Origin of the sequence: Hyunsoonleella aestuarii (genome assembly GCF_006148925.1) — a bacterium.
Taxonomy (GTDB): Bacteria; Bacteroidota; Bacteroidia; order Flavobacteriales; family Flavobacteriaceae; genus Algibacter_D; species Algibacter_D aestuarii.
Genome location: NZ_VAWB01000001.1, coordinates 61,595 through 79,808, shown reverse-complemented (window position 1 = coordinate 79,808; position 18,214 = coordinate 61,595). Strand labels below are relative to the sequence as shown.

Annotated in this window: 19 protein-coding genes; 8 read left to right on the top strand and 11 right to left on the bottom strand. The window is 31.4% G+C overall.

The window, feature by feature from the left end; translation table 11 throughout:
- The first annotated feature begins 57 nt into the window (after positions 1-57).
- From idi to FEF17_RS00395, 4 genes are all read left to right on the top strand, one after another.
- On the top strand, positions 58-588 hold the full coding sequence (gene idi, locus FEF17_RS00410; RefSeq protein WP_139000400.1) for an isopentenyl-diphosphate Delta-isomerase: 531 nt from the start codon (positions 58-60) through the stop codon (positions 586-588).
- Positions 581-994: a 6-pyruvoyl trahydropterin synthase family protein gene (locus FEF17_RS00405; protein ID WP_139000399.1), complete on the top strand. Its 414-nt coding sequence runs from the start codon at positions 581-583 to the stop codon at positions 992-994. Before idi ends, FEF17_RS00405 begins: the two co-directional genes overlap by 8 nt.
- A 2-nt stretch (positions 995-996) precedes the next feature.
- A complete protein-coding gene (locus tag FEF17_RS00400) occupies positions 997-1,968 on the top strand; it encodes a type I phosphomannose isomerase catalytic subunit (RefSeq protein WP_139000398.1) in 972 nt (323 codons plus the stop codon).
- An 80-nt stretch (positions 1,969-2,048) separates the two neighbouring features.
- Entirely contained in the window at positions 2,049-2,318 is a 270-nt protein-coding gene (locus FEF17_RS00395; RefSeq protein ID WP_139000397.1) for a hypothetical protein, read from the top strand.
- A 48-nt stretch (positions 2,319-2,366) separates the two neighbouring features.
- Here the strand turns inward: FEF17_RS00395 and FEF17_RS00390 are convergent, their stop codons facing one another.
- The 5 genes from FEF17_RS00390 to FEF17_RS00370 all read right to left on the bottom strand — a co-directional run bounded on the left by FEF17_RS00390 (position 2,367) and on the right by FEF17_RS00370 (position 7,378).
- A complete protein-coding gene (locus tag FEF17_RS00390) occupies positions 2,367-3,065 on the bottom strand; it encodes a DUF4369 domain-containing protein (protein ID WP_139000396.1) in 699 nt (232 codons plus the stop codon).
- Between the two features lie 50 nt (positions 3,066-3,115).
- Positions 3,116-4,420 carry a DUF819 family protein gene (locus tag FEF17_RS00385; RefSeq protein WP_139000395.1) on the bottom strand — a complete coding sequence of 435 codons (1,305 nt, stop codon included), beginning with the start codon at positions 4,418-4,420 and terminating at the stop codon, positions 3,116-3,118.
- Positions 4,421-4,645: 225 nt separating this feature from the next.
- Complete coding sequence (locus FEF17_RS00380) at positions 4,646-5,365, bottom strand: porin family protein (RefSeq protein ID WP_170180949.1); 720 nt, start codon at positions 5,363-5,365, stop codon at positions 4,646-4,648.
- 140 nt (positions 5,366-5,505) lie between these two features.
- A complete protein-coding gene (locus FEF17_RS00375) occupies positions 5,506-6,435 on the bottom strand; it encodes an alpha/beta hydrolase (protein WP_139000393.1) in 930 nt (309 codons plus the stop codon).
- 313 nt (positions 6,436-6,748) lie between these two features.
- Positions 6,749-7,378, bottom strand: a complete 630-nt coding sequence (locus tag FEF17_RS00370) for an alpha-ketoglutarate-dependent dioxygenase AlkB family protein (protein WP_139000392.1) — start codon at positions 7,376-7,378, stop codon at positions 6,749-6,751.
- A gap of 39 nt (positions 7,379-7,417) precedes the next feature.
- On the opposite strand from FEF17_RS00370, the gene FEF17_RS00365 reads away from it, so the two are divergent.
- Positions 7,418-8,083: a M15 family metallopeptidase gene (locus FEF17_RS00365; RefSeq protein WP_139000391.1), complete on the top strand. Its 666-nt coding sequence runs from the start codon at positions 7,418-7,420 to the stop codon at positions 8,081-8,083.
- Between the two features lie 53 nt (positions 8,084-8,136).
- Here FEF17_RS00365 and FEF17_RS00360 read toward each other — a convergent pair whose 3' ends face one another.
- The gene (locus tag FEF17_RS00360) at positions 8,137-8,475 is read right to left on the bottom strand and encodes a DUF6249 domain-containing protein (protein WP_139000390.1); all 339 of its coding nucleotides are present in this window, start codon (positions 8,473-8,475) and stop codon (positions 8,137-8,139) included.
- A gap of 140 nt (positions 8,476-8,615) precedes the next feature.
- Here FEF17_RS00360 and FEF17_RS00355 point away from each other — a divergent pair, with 140 nt between their 5' ends.
- Together FEF17_RS00355 and FEF17_RS00350 are read left to right on the top strand one after the other, a co-directional pair.
- Entirely contained in the window at positions 8,616-9,203 is a 588-nt protein-coding gene (locus FEF17_RS00355) for an RNA polymerase sigma factor (RefSeq protein WP_139000389.1), read from the top strand.
- Positions 9,184-9,591: a hypothetical protein gene (locus FEF17_RS00350; RefSeq protein WP_139000388.1), complete on the top strand. Its 408-nt coding sequence runs from the start codon at positions 9,184-9,186 to the stop codon at positions 9,589-9,591. The genes FEF17_RS00355 and FEF17_RS00350 overlap by 20 nt, the downstream gene beginning before the upstream one ends.
- A 7-nt stretch (positions 9,592-9,598) precedes the next feature.
- Here FEF17_RS00350 and FEF17_RS00345 read toward each other — a convergent pair whose 3' ends face one another.
- The 4 genes from FEF17_RS00345 to htpG all read right to left on the bottom strand — a co-directional run bounded on the left by FEF17_RS00345 (position 9,599) and on the right by htpG (position 14,100).
- On the bottom strand, positions 9,599-10,105 hold the full coding sequence (locus FEF17_RS00345) for a cupin domain-containing protein (protein WP_139000387.1): 507 nt from the start codon (positions 10,103-10,105) through the stop codon (positions 9,599-9,601).
- Positions 10,105-11,346, bottom strand: a complete 1,242-nt coding sequence (locus tag FEF17_RS00340) for a DEAD/DEAH box helicase (RefSeq protein WP_139000386.1) — start codon at positions 11,344-11,346, stop codon at positions 10,105-10,107. The genes FEF17_RS00345 and FEF17_RS00340 overlap by 1 nt, the downstream gene beginning before the upstream one ends.
- A gap of 40 nt (positions 11,347-11,386) precedes the next feature.
- The gene (locus FEF17_RS00335) at positions 11,387-12,022 is read right to left on the bottom strand and encodes an MOSC domain-containing protein (protein WP_139000385.1); all 636 of its coding nucleotides are present in this window, start codon (positions 12,020-12,022) and stop codon (positions 11,387-11,389) included.
- Positions 12,023-12,189: 167 nt separating this feature from the next.
- Positions 12,190-14,100, bottom strand: coding sequence for a molecular chaperone HtpG (gene htpG / locus FEF17_RS00330; protein ID WP_139000384.1), 1,911 nt, complete (start codon positions 14,098-14,100; stop codon positions 12,190-12,192).
- A 133-nt stretch (positions 14,101-14,233) separates the two neighbouring features.
- Between htpG and FEF17_RS00325 the strand changes: the two genes are divergently transcribed.
- Positions 14,234-15,241 (top strand): 3-oxoacyl-ACP synthase III family protein, encoded by a 1,008-nt coding sequence (locus FEF17_RS00325; protein ID WP_139000383.1) that lies wholly within the window; start codon positions 14,234-14,236, stop codon positions 15,239-15,241.
- Positions 15,242-15,691: 450 nt separating this feature from the next.
- Here FEF17_RS00325 and FEF17_RS00320 read toward each other — a convergent pair whose 3' ends face one another.
- Positions 15,692-18,172: a TonB-dependent receptor gene (locus FEF17_RS00320; RefSeq protein WP_139000382.1), complete on the bottom strand. Its 2,481-nt coding sequence runs from the start codon at positions 18,170-18,172 to the stop codon at positions 15,692-15,694.
- Positions 18,173-18,214 lie beyond the last annotated feature (42 nt).

Genomic DNA, 18,214 nt, shown 5'->3' with positions numbered 1-18,214 from the left:
TTTAATTTTATTGACTTATTATGTATTTCTAAATTAACTTGGTATTTTTGTTAATCTATGGAAGAAGAAAAAGTAATCTTAGTTAATGAGCTAGATGAAAAAATTGGCTTAATGCCAAAGTTAGAAGCTCATGAAAAAGCTTTGTTGCATCGCGCATTTTCGGTGTTTATATTTAATGATAATAACGAATTAATGTTGCAACAAAGGGCGTTACACAAATACCATTCTCCAGGACTATGGACGAATACATGTTGTAGCCACCAGAGAGACGGTGAAAGCAATATTGATGCAGGGAAAAGGCGTTTGGAAGAAGAAATGGGATTTGTCACGGATTTAACAGAAACCATTTCATTTATCTACAAGGCTCCTTTTGATAATGGTTTAACAGAACATGAGTTGGATCATGTAATGGTGGGAAATTATAATGATGTTCCGGTTATTAATGAAGATGAGGTTGCGGACTGGAAGTGGGTGCCTTTGGCAGATGTTAAAGCCGATATAGAGCAGCATCCAAAAAATTATACAGAATGGTTTAAAATCATTTTCGAAAAATTCTACCAACATATAAATATTAAAATGCATGAATAAAGTTACAGTTAGTAGAAAAGCCCATTTCAATGCAGCGCATAGGCTGTACCGAAAAGATTGGAATGATGAAAAGAATTATGAAGTCTTTGGTAAATGTAATAATCCAAATTTCCATGGTCATAATTATGAACTCATTGTAAGTGTTACTGGTAAAATTGATCAAGAGACTGGGTATGTTATCGATATGAAAATATTGAAAGACATAATTAAAGTAGAAGTTGAAGATGCTTTCGATCATAAAAATTTGAATTTACAGGTTGAAGATTTTAAAGACTTAAACCCAACTGCCGAAAATATTTCTGTTGTTATTTATAATAAAATTAAGCCTAGGCTGGCTAAAAATTTAAAGTTAGAAATAACACTTTATGAAACACCCAGAAATTTTGTAACCTATTCGGGTAATTAATCATGAATCAAAAATTATATCCTTTAAAGTTCGATCCAATCCTGAAGTCTAAAATTTGGGGAGGAGAAAAACTAAAAACTATTTTGAATAAAAAATCTAGTTTAGATAATATTGGTGAAAGCTGGGAGATTAGTGATGTTGAAGGTGATAGATCTGTTGTTTCAAATGGTAATTTGAAAGGGCAATCTTTAAAGAGTTTAATTGAAACTTTTAAAGCAGACTTAATAGGAGAAAATAACTATCGTATTTTTGGAAACAAGTTTCCTTTGCTTATAAAATTTATAGATGCAAGAGAAGACTTGTCTATTCAACTGCATCCTAATGATGAATTAGCTGCAAAAAGACATGATTCTTTTGGTAAAACAGAAATGTGGTATACATTTCAAGCAGATCAAGATTCCAATTTAATAGTAGGTTTTAACCAACATATAACTCCAAAGAAGTATTTGGAACACCTTAGTAATAAAACACTAACAGATATTTTAAATTTTGATCAAGTAAAAAAAGGAGATACTTATTTTATTGAAGTTGGACGTATTCATGCCATAGGAGCAGGAGTTATAGTCGCGGAAATACAACAAACTAGTGATATTACCTATCGTGTTTACGATTGGGATAGGGTGGATAGTGGAGGTAATGAAAGAGAGTTGCATAACGATTTAGCTCTTGATGCCATTGATTTTGAAATGCCAGATAATTTTAGAGTAGATTACGCTAAAACAATTAATCAATCAAACCAGATGGTTAGTTGTCCATATTTTACAACAAACTATATTGATATAAACACCAAATTATCTAAAGAAAACACTTTCGATTCTTTTATTATTTATATCTGTGTTGAAGGTGAAGTAGAGATTTCAACAGATAACTTTTCTGAAATATTAAAACAAGGAGAAACCTTACTACTCCCAGCAAGTATTAAGCATTACGAATTGAATTCCAATAAAGGAAAACTGTTAGAAGTTTATGTTTAAAATAGACGTTTTGTTAACCATAATCAAAACGATAATTGAATAATTTAATTACTTTTGTTTAAACTTTAAAAAAATAAAAAATGGCAAATGTTAGAGACCTAAAGAAAGATATTAATTATGTTTTAGGCGATATTATTGAAGCGGTTTATGTTTGGGAATACTCAAACACAGACAAGGATACAAAAAAGAGTGAAGCCATTATTGATGAGGCTATTGCCACTTTCGATGAGTTAATAACTAAAGCAAACGATAAGAGTGTGGAAAATAAGAAATCGCATTTTAAAGCTATTAGGAATGATCTAGAATCTAAAGGTAGGGCACTGATAGAAAAAATCAATAAATTGGGATAAAATCAAAAATAAAGGGCTTTCATTTGAAAGACCTTTATTTATTATTTTTTATTCGTCTTCTGTTTGTATTCTGTCTAAATGCATTTGAAGTTCTTTACCATATTTTGATGCTTTAACTTTTGGAGTTAGCATTTTGTTTATGGTATCTAAAAACTTAAATCTAGCATCATAAATTTTAGATAAAGCTAAATAAGGCGCCACTTCACTATCATTATTATTTAATGCAAAATTTACGGTTTGTAAATAACGGCTTTTGATAATGCTATTTTGTTTAGCCTCGAAATTGGCAACTGCATTAGAGTCACCGTTTTTTTGAGCTTCAAAACTTTCTTTGATTAAGTCCAGATTTCTATCATTTAGACGGGACATTAAAAGCTGATACTCTTCTATAGTTTTTTGTTGTTCCGATCCATTTATTTTGGCATCAAAAGCAAAATTTTTAAGTGTTGTGTTTATTTCAGTTATCCCTTTATCAGCAAAAAATGAAATTCTGTCTTCTTCATCACTGTTTTTATCTAAATATAAAAAGAACATCTCTGGAGAGTCTATATTACTTGTTAATTCAAGGTTCGAGTTTCCATTAACAATAACTGAGTCTATCGTAATGATTGACGAATCCTGAGCCTTTTTTAAATATACAATCCCTTTTTTTAATCCTTTAATATTAGCTTTTACTAATAAATCTGGTTGTTTCTTTGCACATGAAATAGCAAAAAAGATTGCAAAAAGTAATAATAATTTCTTCATTTTTAATTTTAGGTTTTAAGACCGCAAATATGCTAATTTATATTGAAATATTATCCAGCCGCAGCAACTTTCATTAATTCTGTGCAAATCATAGCGCCATAGGTGCCTACAACATATCCAAATACAGCTAATAAAACACCAACAGTGGCTAATGAAGGGTGAAAAGCAGCAGCAACAACAGGAGCTGAAGCAGCACCACCGATATTGGCTTTACTCCCTACAGCTAAGAAGAAATATGGAGCTTTTATTAGTTTTGCCACTAAAATTAACAGACCAACATGGATTGTCATCCAAACTAAGCCAACTACAATCAATCCGGGATTATCTGCAATTTTAGTAAGATCCATTTTCATACCTATGGTAGCCACTAATACCCAAATAAACACACTTCCTATTTTACTCGCTCCAGCACCTTCGTACTTTCTGAATCTAGTAAAGGATAAAACGATACCGATTGCAGTTGCAATAGTTACCATCCAAAAGAATTGTGAACCGAATGAAGAGAGTGCCGAACTTTTATCACTTACAGCTTCAAAATTCGTTTTTAAAAATTCTGAAATGGTATTTGCTCCATAATGAGCCATTCCCACTACTGTAAAAGCTATACCAAGAATTATCATGTGATCTGATAAACCTGGGTTTCTTTCAATTTTAGAGGCATAAGTTGACACCTTTATTTTTAAAGCTTCTATGGCTGATGTGTCTGCTTTCAGCCACTTATCTATTTGTTCATTCTTTCCAATACCAAGAATTAAAATTGCCATCCATATTTCAGCAACAATAATATCCACTAAAACCATGCTCGCATAGTTTTCAGTATTATATCCGTATATTTCAAGCATAGCAGCTTGATTTGCACCACCACCAATCCAACTTCCAGCTACAGTAGATAATCCTCTCCATACTGCATCAGGACCAATCCCACCTACTGTTTCAGGTGAAACAATCGATATTAATAAAACGGCAATTGGACCTCCGATGATAACGCCTACTGTACCTGTTAAAAACATTATTAACGCTTTAGGGCCAAGATTGAAAACTGCTTTTAAATCGATACTTAATGTTAATAAAACTAATGAAGCTGGCAACAGATACCTACTCGCTACATAATATACTTGAGAAGTATGAGTCGTAATTTTTCCTGATTCTGAAACCGATGTCCATTCTGGAGATATCAACCCCAAGGTTGTTAATACGCCTGGAAGCATATATGCCATAAGAAGTGCAGGGATATATTTGTAGAATTTTTTCCAATATGGATTGTTACTGGTTGAGGTAAAGAAAACAAAGCCTAGAGAAAGCATCAATAATCCAAAAACAATAGTGTCGTTTGTAAAAAAAGGTTGATTATCCATGAATAAAATGTTCGTTTAAAAATCTAATATAGATAAAATAAAAAAACAAATTATTTCACTTTGGCACATGATTTGTTATAATATTAATAATTACAATCATAACAAGAAAGTTTATTGAGTGGTTACTTTAAACTTTTGAATTGTAATCCATATTTTTGGTTGGTTAGTTAAAAAAAGCATCACGTTATTCGTGATGCTTTTTCTATTTTTGATGTTGCTTAATTTTTATTTTGGGCACCAACATTTATTACTCTTGAATAAATTAGAGAAAAAGTCATCAACATCATCACCATCTGTTCTAAATAAAAATATATTTAAACTTAAACTCATTTGCGAAGGCTCAAATGCTTTGATGTCTGCTTGATTTACGCCATATTCAGAGAAATTAAAATCATTCCTTGTAGTGGGAATTTCTTTGGCTGGAAGATTATAACGTAAATCAACCCCAAACCGTTTAAATTCTACTTGAATTCCAAAACTAAAATGCGCTAAATTTTCCTCATAAGGAATAATTGATGCTCCATTTTCATTGTTAGCACCATCTAAAGTTACATCTTGGTTAAAGCTAAAAGTAGGGCCAACATAAATGGCCACCGGATCGAAAACCTTATAGCCGACTAAAATTGGAATATCGACTTTTGAAGTTTTCCATTCTGATGTTTGATTAGGAAAATCGTAATTATTATTTATAGAACCAAAAATTAATTCAGGTCTTACAAAAAAATTACCAAATGAGATATCTAAAAATGCTCCGAAATGAAAATTCAATTCATTATTGGGAGAAAAGATTTCGTTAGGAGCTCCTTGCTGAAAAGAGCCACCAAATGATAAAACATCACCAATATTATACTTGTTAAGTCCTCCTTTGATACCAATTGCAAATTCTTGGGCGTTAATAATAGAACAAAACAAAAAAACGAGTAAAGTTATCTGGAGTTTTTTCATACTTGGGGTCTTGTTTAAAATTCTAAAACTAAATGAGTTGTCCTTACCACTCATAATTTAATCGCTAACATTAAGCTTTTTTTCGTTAAACCAGCATAATTACTTCGTTTACTTATAATTTTTTAATGTTCAGTGTAAAACTAGTTTGTGTTTATAAATTTCACAATATTCTCGATAAGCTCTTCTGATATTTTACGATTAAGTTCATTATAAGATTTTGAATTATCAAGGTCGTTTCCAGTTATTGGAACCAGTACGTGATTCATATTTTTTATAATAGCGATTTGAGAGTTAGGTCTTGCTTCTTTCAATTTTATTGCTTCAGACACTGTTGTTTGTAAGTCTTTATCACCGTTTATAATAAGGATAGGTATTTCTAATTCTTTTATAATCTTAGTAGGTTCATAGCTCATCCAATTCTTCATAAATTCTTGTATATCTTCTCTAAAAACCGATTTAAGGGCAGGGGGATAATCTTTTACTTTTTTGCCTTTTTTAATTGCTTGAAGTATGCGTTTCGTATCGCCATTAAATTGCGGAGCCGTTTTGTTAATCTGTTCTATAATAACATTGTCGATACTTTCTCCAGCACCAGCCAAGGAAATAAATCCATTTGCTCGATTTTTCGCTGCAATCATACCAACTAGACTTCCTTGGCTATGACCTATAACATATATTTTTTTAAATATGTTTTTATTTCTAAAGTAAGTAATCGTAGAAATCGCATCTTCAACAAAATCATCAAATAAAATATTTTCATCAATGATACCAAGTTTTATTTGTTTGACTACCCGTTTGTCATATCTAAAACTCGCAATCCCTTTAGATGATAGTGCTTCTGCTAATTTTTTTAACGAATTATTTTTTAAGAAGTTCTGATTTCCATTTCGGTCAGTAGGACCAGAACCTCCAATAATAATCGCAAGAGAATTATGATCATTTTTATTGGGTAACAGCAATGTACCTTCAACATATTTAGTAATAGTTAATTCTTTCTCAATAAAGGATTCAGTTTGAGAAATCATTGAGGTTGAAAAAATAAATAAAAGAAACAAAAATTTAATCTTCATAAAACAGAAATTTATTTTAATAATTAACCAAATTTACTAATAGAAATAACTAATTAAATTATAATTTATTGCTTTTTTATATTCCTTAAAAATTGGTATTTCATCGATTATAAGGCGTAATACATCGATTAATGTTAAAAAAAAGTGTATTTCATCGATTTTATATGTTTTTAATCGTTGTGTGTCATTTATATTTTTACTTTTGATGTGTACTAAATAACATACTTTTTAGTTCAATGGATTAATTAATTAATATTTGCATTATGTTGTTGATATAGAGACCCTAAATCTAACTTCGTAAGTAAAAAGCAAATTAAGAAAGAACCGAGTTTGAGGGAACTCGGTTTTTTTGTGGAATAATTCGAAATGTTAAATTAATCCGTTCTCCAATCTGCTTTTTTGTTTTAGGAAGTTGATGCAGCCAGTTTTCTTGTGTACTTCCTTGCATAAGTAGCAAACTACCATGAGTTAATACTAATTTTGTTCTATGCGTTTTATCTCGTTTATGTTTAAAATGAAAAACCCTGGGTTCACCAAAACTTACCGAAGCTATAATTGGGTTTATACCGAGCTCTTTTTCATTATCTGCATGCCAACCATTACTATCGCTTCCATCTCGATATAAGTTAGCCAGACAACTTGTGAATTCTAATTTAAATTCTTTTTCAATTAAGTTTTTCAGTTGCAATAAATCATTCTCAAATGATTTTGGATGCATTGTAAGACCACTATAAGAATAAGGGTTGCTATTATTTCCAAAGAAAGCGGTTAAACGAGGTTGGTCATAAGTTTTGCCAAAAACAGTAATTTTATCTTGTTGCCATTCCAAATTATTCCTTAAATACTTAAAGTATTTCTCGGCCTCATTCTTATTTAAGAAATTCGGATAGTATATTACATCTCCGTCCCGAAGGTTTAAATTATGGGCTTTCGATAGGCGCATATTTTTTTATTTTCTAAATTAGCATAAATCACCTACTTAATGAAGTTTAATCTCTTTTTATTCACATTGTTTATATGCTATTTGGGTTTTGCTCAATTGCCTAAAGGTTTTGTTTATGCTAACGATATAATTCCAGATTTGGTTGTTGATTTAAGATATTATTCATCCAATAATTTCGTCGGAAAACCAATTGATGGTTACAATAATAAATGTTTAATTTTAACTAAAAACACCACGAGCGCTTTAAAGGTGATTCAAGATGAATTAAGAAAGAAAAACTTAGGATTGAAGGTTTATGATGGTTACAGACCACAAAGAGCTGTTAATCATTTTATTAGTTGGGCAAGAGATTTGAATGATACCATTAACAAATCCAGATTTTATCCAGATGTTGATAAAAAGAATTTATTTAAGGAAGAATATATAGCTTCACGTTCTGGACATACAAAAGGTAGCACAGTTGATTTAACCATCATGAATTTAGATACAATGGAGGATTTAGATATGGGCAGTAACTACGATTTTTTTGGAATGCAGTCTTGGGTTGATTATGAAGATATAACTAACGAACAAAAAGCAAACAGGCAATTATTACAAGATGTCATGCTAAAGAATGGGTTTAGGAATTATCCAAAGGAATGGTGGCATTTTACCCAAAGAAGCGAACTGTTTCCAGATACTTATTTTGATTTTCCCATAGAATAAAAAACCTGTTCTCAAATAGAAAACAGGTTTTAATGTTTTTTGATTGATGATTCTTACTCTTTATTTAAGTTTTTGGTCATATTAAAACCTATTAATAAACTAATACCGGCAGTTAAGAATATGGTTCCAGGATATACTGCATCTCCCAATCTTGTGTATTCATCCAGCAAGGTAGCAATAAATACACCACAACCTATTCCCATTAAAAGAACAGCAATATTTACTAGAATAACTTTCCACATTGGAGCTTTGTTGTTTGCTCCTTTCATAAAAATACTGGCGTCTGCTCCTTTTTCAATAAGTGCTAGTCGTTCTTTGTTGCGTGTAGAAAGATAGAGGTAAACCATTCCGAAAATGGCGGCAAATAGGCTAATAGGTATTAACATTTCCATAATTTTTGTTTTTTAATTGATTAAATTTAATGTGTTCATAGCTTATGACGATATGTTTTTCAATTTGGTTACAGAATTTATTAAAAAAATAATTTTGATAGTGTGTAACCTTAAAAAGCATATTGTCGTCTTAAAATAAAATGACCACCAACGACCAACATTATATTAATTTAGTGCTTGAAGGCGATACACATGCTTTTTCAACATTGGTAGGTCGTTACAAAAATTTAGTGTTTACTTTAGCTCTTAGAATGTTGAAAAATACAGAAGAGGCAGAAGAAGTTGCGCAAGACGCATTCATTAAAGTTTATAAATCTTTGGCCAAGTTTAAGGGTGATTCTAAATTCTCAACATGGATTTATAAAGTTACTTATAACACGTGTTTGGATAGAATAAAGAAAAATAAAAAATATTTTAATAATGTAGCTATAAATGAGTTTACAGAGCATGAAATTAAAACAATTGATAATGCTTTAAATTATTTGGAACAGGAAGAATATAAACAATCCATTAAAGATTGTATCGCGATGTTGCCTTCTGACGATGCGTTTTTGTTAACCTTGTATTATTTTGAAGAGTTATCTTTAGATGAAATTTCAAAAACTATTGGTTTAACGGCAAATAATGTGAAGGTTAAGCTATTTAGAAGTAGAAAAAAATTAGCGCATATATTAAGAGAAAGGTTGGAACCAGAAATAATAGAAAATTATGAAAGACCAGGAAGATAAATATTTGGATGATTTAACTAAGAAAGTTTTTAGAGATGCATCATTAAAAAGTCCGTCTAGTGATTTTATAGACAATGTTATGGCTCGAGTAACTGATTATTCTCAAGCAACCGTTTATAAACCTTTGATTTCAAAATTTACTTGGACTATAATTTTTTTAGGGTTTGGTGCCTTAATAAGTTATATATTGTTTTTTGAAGCACCAACCGAAACATCTAATTGGCTATCAAGCTCGGATAAAATATTGTTTGTAAAGAGCAGTATTTCGGATGTGTTATCAGGTTTTAAAATGTCTAAAACTTTAATGTATGCCATGATGCTTTTAGCACTAATGTCATTTGTACAAGTTTCATTTTTGAAGCATTATTTTAACCGAAGATTGGAATAATGGTTCTTTATTTTCGTGTAAGCCTTGATATTTCGGTTTTGTGATTTGGAAATTCTGAAATGAGTTGAGATCTTTCGGCAAGTTCAAAATCTTTGAAGTCAAATCCAGGAGATACAGTACAACCTATTAGACTATAGCTATCATTTTTTATTACTTCTGCGGCAAACCAATGTTTCGCAGGAACAACGAATTGTGGCACTTCACCTGTTTCAAGGTTATTACCAATTGTTATAACTGAATAAATACCGTCATCAGAAATGATGTGAAGTTTAATAGAAGATCCTTTATAAAAATGCCAAAACTCATCTTGATTAATACGATGAAAAGCTGAAAAAGAATCAGAAGTCAATAAAAAATATATTGCCGTCGAAAAATTTCTATCACCTTGAAAATTATCATTTAAATTATCCTCTGTAATTATGTCGCTGCTTCTATAGGTTTCTTTGAAGTAACCACCTTCTGGATGAGGCCGTAAATCAAGATTATTAATAAGTTTTAATATTTCCTCTTTCATTAGTACCAGCGTTTCTTTTTCTTTTTTGAAGCTTGACTCTTTCTACCTTTCTTATGTTTACTTTTAGGGTTTTTTGATTTATGAATAATAGTTTTAGCTTTAGGATCCATAGAATAGGGGTGGTCCTCAATAACATTAATCTTTAATTTAATTAACTCTTGTATGGATTTAACATAATTCTTTTCATCTGCAGAACAAAAAGAATAAGCTTCTCCCGAATTACCTGCCCTTGCAGTTCGACCAATTCTATGGACATAAGTTTCTGGAATATTTGGAAGATCAAAATTAACAACAGCATCTAATTCGTTAATGTCAATTCCTCTGGCAGCTACATCTGTTGCTATTAGAATATTAACATCGTTATTTTTAAATCTATTTAAGGCCTCTTGCCTTGCTGTCTGACTTTTATCTCCATGGATACTGTCAACTTTATATCCGTTTTTTAATAAGGTTTTTTCAAGCTTATCTACTCCAAATTTGGTGCGTCTAAAAATTATTATACTTCCTCCTATGGTATTCCTTAAAAGGTGTAAACACAATTCAATTTTATTGCGCTTCGGAACATAATAAAGTAGCTGGTTTACCTCTTTAGAAGTTGATGAATTTTGTGCTACTTCAATTCGTTCGGGATTGTTTAAGATGGTGTTGGCGAGATATTCAACCTTATGGGGTATGGTAGCCGAAAACAAAAGAATTTGTTTTTCTCGAGTACATAACCGCTCAATCTTTCTAACATCATCGATAAATCCCATATCAAGCATCAGGTCCGCTTCATCCAAAACTAGTGTTTCTACATAATCAAGATTTACAATGTCTTGTTTATGTAAATCCAATAAGCGTCCAGGAGTAGCAGTTAATATGTCAATTCCTTTTTTTAAAATATTTTTTTGAGGTTCCAATGAGGTGCCTCCATATATTACTGCGGTTCTTAAGTTCGTATAAGTGCTGTAGGTTTTAAAATTTTCCTGAATTTGTATGGCTAGCTCTCGTGTTGGACTAATAATTAAGGCTTTTATGGTTTTTCCTTTTTTTGGGGCATCTTGTTGATCTAATAAAGAATTTAAAATAGGTAATGCGAATGCAGCGGTTTTCCCTGTACCCGTTTGAGCAGAAACAATCACGTCTTTTTTCGCTAAAATATGAGGGATGGTTTTTATTTGAACTTCCGTTGGGGTGTCATATCCAGCTTCGGCAACAGCTCGTCGAATAGTTTTGCGTAGTTGTAGATCTTTAAAAGACATTATTTGGTTTATAACAAAGATACGTTAAAGGCTTATAACATTATTTTAAAAAAGAAATCAGTTTATTTCTTTTTCGCTTTGGTAAAGCGTTATTGTTCATGATTAATTTAATGTGCTCCTGATTTTTTTCTTTACTGTACAATAGGTTAAATAGTTGCCAAGTGCTGATGCTATCTTTTACTCTTTCAACTAACTTCAACGAATCTCCATTTTTAACATAACCTTCTTCCAGTATACGTATATAAGTCCCAGGGTAACCGTGCTCAATGAACTGCTTTACAACTTGTTGCGAGCCAAACTTTATTCCAAGTTTAAAACATGGTTCACGAGGTTGAGTCACTTGAACTAAAGAGGTTCCTATTTCAAAAATATCACCAACGCAAATATCTTTTTCGTTTAAACCTGAAATAGTTAGATTTTCTCCGAACATACCATATTCCCAATCTAAATTGGGGTATAAGTTTTTCCAATAAGAGTATTGATCTGAAGAAAATAGATAACAGGCTTTAAACTCACCTCCATGGACGTTCCTATCAGAAATCTCGTCATTTTGAACACATTGATTCCCAAAAAGTATCCGATGATTTACGGGTTTTTTATAGATTCCGGTTGTTACTTCTTTTCCGTTCCAAGAAATGGTGGTTGGCTTTCCTATGTTGGTTGAAATTATTTTCAAATCTCAGTTTGTTTTTGCTGTAAAGGTGTTTTAAATATCAGACTGGTTAGTAACGAAGGTAGAAGAAAATTTTTCTATATCAAATTTCATCAAAACAAAAAACCACTCTGTTTTTAACAAAGTGGTTTTAGATTTATATAGGATGCTGATTGAATCAGCGTGTCAACTTATTTTATCATATCGTAGCTACGTTTGATAAAGTTTGTAAGTTCTTCACCTTTCAATAAACCTTGCGATAATCGTGCCAAATCTAAGCTTTGGTTAATTAAACGCTCTTGTTTCTTTTTGGTTTTGGTATTTAATATTTCACCAACCAATTCAGAATTTGTGTTTACTACTAAATTGTACATTTCTGGCATGTTGCCCATACCAAACATACCGCCTCCTCCGGTTTGTTGCATCTCTTTCATACGACGCATAAATTCTGGTTGAGTGATAATAAATGGACTTGCATTACTATCCATAGCTTCTAACTGCACCATGAATTTTTCTGAAGGAATGACTTCTTTTAGTAATTCGTCAAGACTTTTCTTTTGGTCTTCATCTAATTTTGAAATAATTGTGTCATCTTTCTTAATTAAGTTGTCAATATGATCACCATCAACACGAGCGAAAGAAATGTTTTCTTTGGTGCTTTCTAGTTTCTGAATTAAATGAGAAACAATTGGAGAATCTAACAACAACACCTCATAATCTTTAGCTTTAGCAGCTTCAATGTAACTGTGTTGCGCATCTTTATCTGAAGCATAAAGAATAACTAATTTATCATCTTTATCGGTTTGTTTTGCTTTAATTTTATTGTATAACTCTTCGTATGTATAGTATTTACCATCTACGGTTGGGTATAATGCAAAAGCATCGGCTTTTTCAAAGAATTTTTCCTCTGAAAGCATACCGTATTCGATAACGATTTTAATATCGTTCCATTTGGCTTCAAAATCTTCACGGCTATTATTGAATAACGATTTTAATTTATCTGCTACTTTTCTGGTTATATAGGATGAAATCTTTTTTACAGCACCATCTGCTTGTAAATAAGATCGAGACACATTTAATGGAATGTCTGGAGAATCTATCACACCACGCAGCATAGTTAAAAATTCTGGAACAATGCCTTCTACATTATCAGTAACAAAAACTTGATTTTGATACAGTTGAATTTTATCCTTTTGAATATTTAAATCGTTCGTCATTTTTGGGAAATATAAAATGCCAGTAAGGTTGAACGGGTAATCTACATTTAAGTGAATATTGAACAACGGTTCTTCAAACTGCATAGGATACAATTCCCTATAGAAATTACTATAATCTTCATCATTTAAATCTGCAGGCTGTTTAGTCCAAGCAGGATTTGGGTTATTGATGATGTCGTCAACAGTTATTTTTCTGTGAGGTTCAGTTGTTTCTTTACCGTCTTTATCTTTTGTAGTTTTTGGTTCGTGTTCTGGATCGTTTATTTCTTTAGTTCCAAACTTAATTGGAATAGGCATAAACTTGTTATATTTATTAAGTAACTCACGAATACGCGATTCTTCAAGGAATTCGGTTGAATCTTCTGCAATGTGAAGAATAATTTCTGTACCTCTTTCAGTTTTTTCTGTAGGTTCTAAAGTGAATTCAGGGGAACCATCGCATGTCCAATGAGCTGCAGGTTCATTAGTATAAGACTTCGTGATAATTTCTACTTTTTCTGCAACCATAAATGCCGAGTAGAAACCTAGACCAAAATGACCAATAATACCAGAGTCTTTTGCAGAATCTTTATACTTATCTAAAAATTCTTCAGCTCCAGAAAAGGCTACTTGGTTAATATATTTTTCAACTTCATCAGCTGTCATTCCAAGACCTTGATCTGTTATATGAAGTTTTTTGTTGTCCTTGTCAATTTTAACCTCAATTTTAGGATTGCCATATTCAACTTTAGCATCGCCAACGTTTGATAGGTGTTTTAACTTCAACGTTGCATCTGTAGCATTACTGATTAACTCACGTAAAAATATTTCGTGGTCGCTATACAAGAATTTTTTAATGAGTGGGAAGATGTTTTCTACCGACACATTAATGTTTCCTTTTGTCATGATATCTGTGTTTATTTAATTTATTATTCTGATTCATGAATAGTCAACAAAAATGCCAAGACTTAAAATGTGACAAACTGACATTTTATTAAAAGTTTAATTCGTAATTTTATATTTCTTATAAAATTCAATTATGTACAATTCGCGAATAATAGGTTTAGGGAAATATTTACCAGATAACGTTGTAACTAACCATGACTTATCAAAAATAATGGATACCAGTGATGAATGGATCCAAGAGCGTACTGGAATTAGAGAACGAAGATGGATTCCAGAAGGTTCAGATGACACATCTGCTGTTATGGGTGCAAAAGCTGCTAAAATTGCTATTGAACGCGCAGGTTTGACCAAAGATGATGTGGATTTTATAATTTTTGCAACTTTAAGTCCAGATTATTATTTCCCTGGATGTGGTGTTCAAATTCAAGATTTACTTGATATGCCTACAATTGGTGCATTAGACATAAGAAATCAATGTACGGGTTTTGTTTATGCAGTTGCAGTAGCCGATCAATTTATTAAAACAGGAATGTATAAAAACATACTTGTAATAGGTGCCGAATATCATTCTGGAGGATTAGAGAAATCTACACGCGGGAGAGGTGTTACTGTTATTTTTGGTGATGGAGCAGGTGCTGCCGTTTTGTCTAGATGTGAAGATAATACCAAGGGCATCTTATCCTCTCATTTACATTCCGAAGGGAAATATGCGGAAGAGCTTGTTGTTGAGGGACCAAGCATTAAACATTGGGTTCCCGAAATATTAGAAGCGAACGATCCTAACGATACTTCTTATTATCCTTATATGAACGGAACATTTGTGTTTAAGCATGCTGTTGTGCGTTTTAGTGAAGCAATAGTTGAAGGATTAAAAGCTAATGGTTTAAATAAAGAAGACATTGATATGTTAATTCCTCATCAAGCAAATCTTAGGATTTCGCAATTTATACAAAGGAAATTTGGGTTGAGAGATGATCAGGTATTTAATAACATTCAAAAATATGGTAATACTACAGCAGCATCTGTTGTAATTGCATTAACTGAAGCATGGGAAGAAGGGAAAATAAAAGAAAATGACACGGTTATATTAGCGGCTTTTGGAAGTGGGTTTACTTGGGGAAGTGTTATTATGAAATGGTAATAAAAATATAAAAACCCGAAACACAGTTTCGGGTTTTTAAGCTATTAATCAACTCCAACTAACACTATTTTGTGAAGTATATTATTATAGACGAAAAAAAATAGATTTTATTTCATTCTTAACAAAATTTAACATTAATAAATCAAAAAACTCGAAATCAATAATTTCGAGTTTTAATTTTTAGTACTCTTTATCATACGAATGTTATTATGTGAAGGTGACTAACTCTTAAATAATTATATCTTCGTTTTTGGTTCGAGTATAATCTTTTAACGTACAATAATATTTTATATTGCGTTAATTATAAAATTTTAACAATTTTAACATTTGAATTTTCGTTTTTTAACAATAGAGTTAAAACAAATCCCTTAAAGATATTCTTTAAGGGATTTTATTTAATAACCTATTAATAATACTAACCATCAACTAAAATAGGCTATTAAAACTTTGTTATAAGAAACCGCCGCCACCAGACTTTTCATTGTTATCACGACGCTTTCTTGATTTAGCTCGGTATTTTCCTCCACCAAATTTATATGATAACCCGACAAAAAATGTTCTAAATTCTGGCACAAACTCCGCGGTTTGACTATAAGGGCGATCACTAGAAATGCCAATTTCTTGTGTATTTAAAACATCATTAAAGTTAAGGCTGAACGTAGCTTTATTGTTTTCTAAGAACGAATAACGCATACCTAGATTTACAAAGTACATAGGATCCATTTCAAAGTTTAAACCAGTATTTTTTCCACGATACATACCAAAAGCAGAGAAGGATAATTTTTTACTTGCTCTAAAATTATTAAAGACTCTAAAATTCCATATTACATTATTTACTTCAACAGATTCAACAATAATGTCGTTTTCTGTCGGATTTAATAAAGTTGGATCTATACGTTCTGCAATTCCCTTTTGAGTTTGTGAATACAGGTCGAAACTCGCATTGAAACTCCACCATTTTGTAGGACGATAGTTACTAGATAACTCAAATCCGTAAGCCGTTGTGTTGTCAAAGTTATCGAAGGTTAAAATAAATCTGTTCGATAATAAATCTGATCGGTCTATCTTAACGGCTCTATTAATTTCATCTTCAATAATTCTATAGAATACCCCACCAGTAATGTTTCCTTTTTTTAATCGTTTCGTGTAATTGGCCTCAATTGAGTTAGTGAATTGTGGTTCAAGTTCTTGATTTCCAAAATTAGAAACTAACGGTGTATTCCACTCTGGTATGGGGTTAACTTGACCGACACTTGGTCTGTCTACACGTCGGCTGTAGCTTAATTGATATGAGTTTTTCTCTGTTGGATTAAATGTGAAAAATAATGAAGGGTATATTTGAAAATAATCATTTTCAAAAGGAAATAAGATTTCATTATTCGTGCTTAAATCTATTTCAATAGCATTAGCATCTACATTAACACTTTCTGCTCTTAAACCTATTTGATAAGACCATTTTTCAAATTTTTTGTTGTAATTGATGTAAGCAGAGTATATATTGCGCTTATAATCATAATCCGTAAGTGTGGGAATATAAATGCCATTTTGATTTCTAACTCTTGCGTCAGATTCATATTCAATTAAATTATCAAAAAGCATAGCTTGGAGACCTAATTCCAATTTAGCCTTATCTGAGATTGGATCCACGTAATCTAAATTTATTGTGGTACGCTCTCTATCCGTTACCGTAAGTTCTATGAAGTTAGGCCTAGTGTTATTGCCAATTTGAATATTGTCTGTGTCAATTTCATTGTCAAAATCATTATAGTCAACTTCTAATTCTAAGTTTCTACCTTCTTTATTAAAGTCTAATTTATAATTAAAGTTATATTGACTTGATCCATTTTCATTCATTGAGTTGGTGAATTGCCTCTGATTGTTTTGCATATTGCTTCTAAATATATAATCAGATCTAAAGTCATTTGAACTATCAAAAGTATTTTGATTGGTAAAAATTGAGATGGTGTTTTTGTCGTTTAAATAATAATCCACTCCAATTTTATACAGATGTGATTTGTTATTATCTAGAATATTTAAGGTTTGAAAGGAGTTGTTCTCAATTTGTGTGATAAGTCCAGTATTAATACCTTTTCTAATGTTATTACCATAGCTTCCGTAAAGATTGATTTTACCATTTCTATAATTCATATTAATAGAACTGTTAAACTTGGCTTCTTTTTGATAACGTAGCCCTACATTTAAGCCACCATTAAACCCAATATTTGTATTCTTGTGAAGAATAATATTTATTAATCCGCTCATCCCTTCAGGATTATATTTTGCGGAGGGATTAGTTATAAGTTCAATCTGTTTAATTGAGGAGGACGGTAATTGGCGCAGCAATTGAGCTGTTGGAATATTAGAAAGTTTGCCATCTACCATTACACGAACGTTTTGGTTTCCTCTTAAGCTTATATCCCCAGTTTGTGCATCTACATTTATAGAAGGAACAGCTGTCATTATTTCGGTGGCTGTTCCCATATTCGCTAAGTCCTTACCAACATTAATAACTTTTCTGTCTACTTTTTGCTGAATAGTTGAGGTTTCGGCTATAACGGTAACTTCCTCCAAGCTTTCAAGCTCTTCTTCTAAATATATATTACCTACATCTACTTTATAGTTTCCTTTACCAATTTTAATTTTCTTAACATAGTTTTTGTAACCAATATACTGTACGTTTAAAACGATATCACCTTCTTCTATTTTGTCAATTATAAAAGAGCCATTATCTAAGGTAATACCTCCAGTTAAGATTTCATCATTAGTATTTTTAATGATTACATTTACATAAGGTAAGGGCTGTTTGAGCTTTGCGTCTAATACTGTTCCAGATATGGAACCAGCTTTGTCAGTTTCAGAATTTGGGTATGTGCTTATTGCGTATGTGTTTATAACGAGCAATAAGAAACACATAAACATAACATGTTTCATTTTGATTGATTGTTTTTTGATTGATTAAATGATGATTTACTT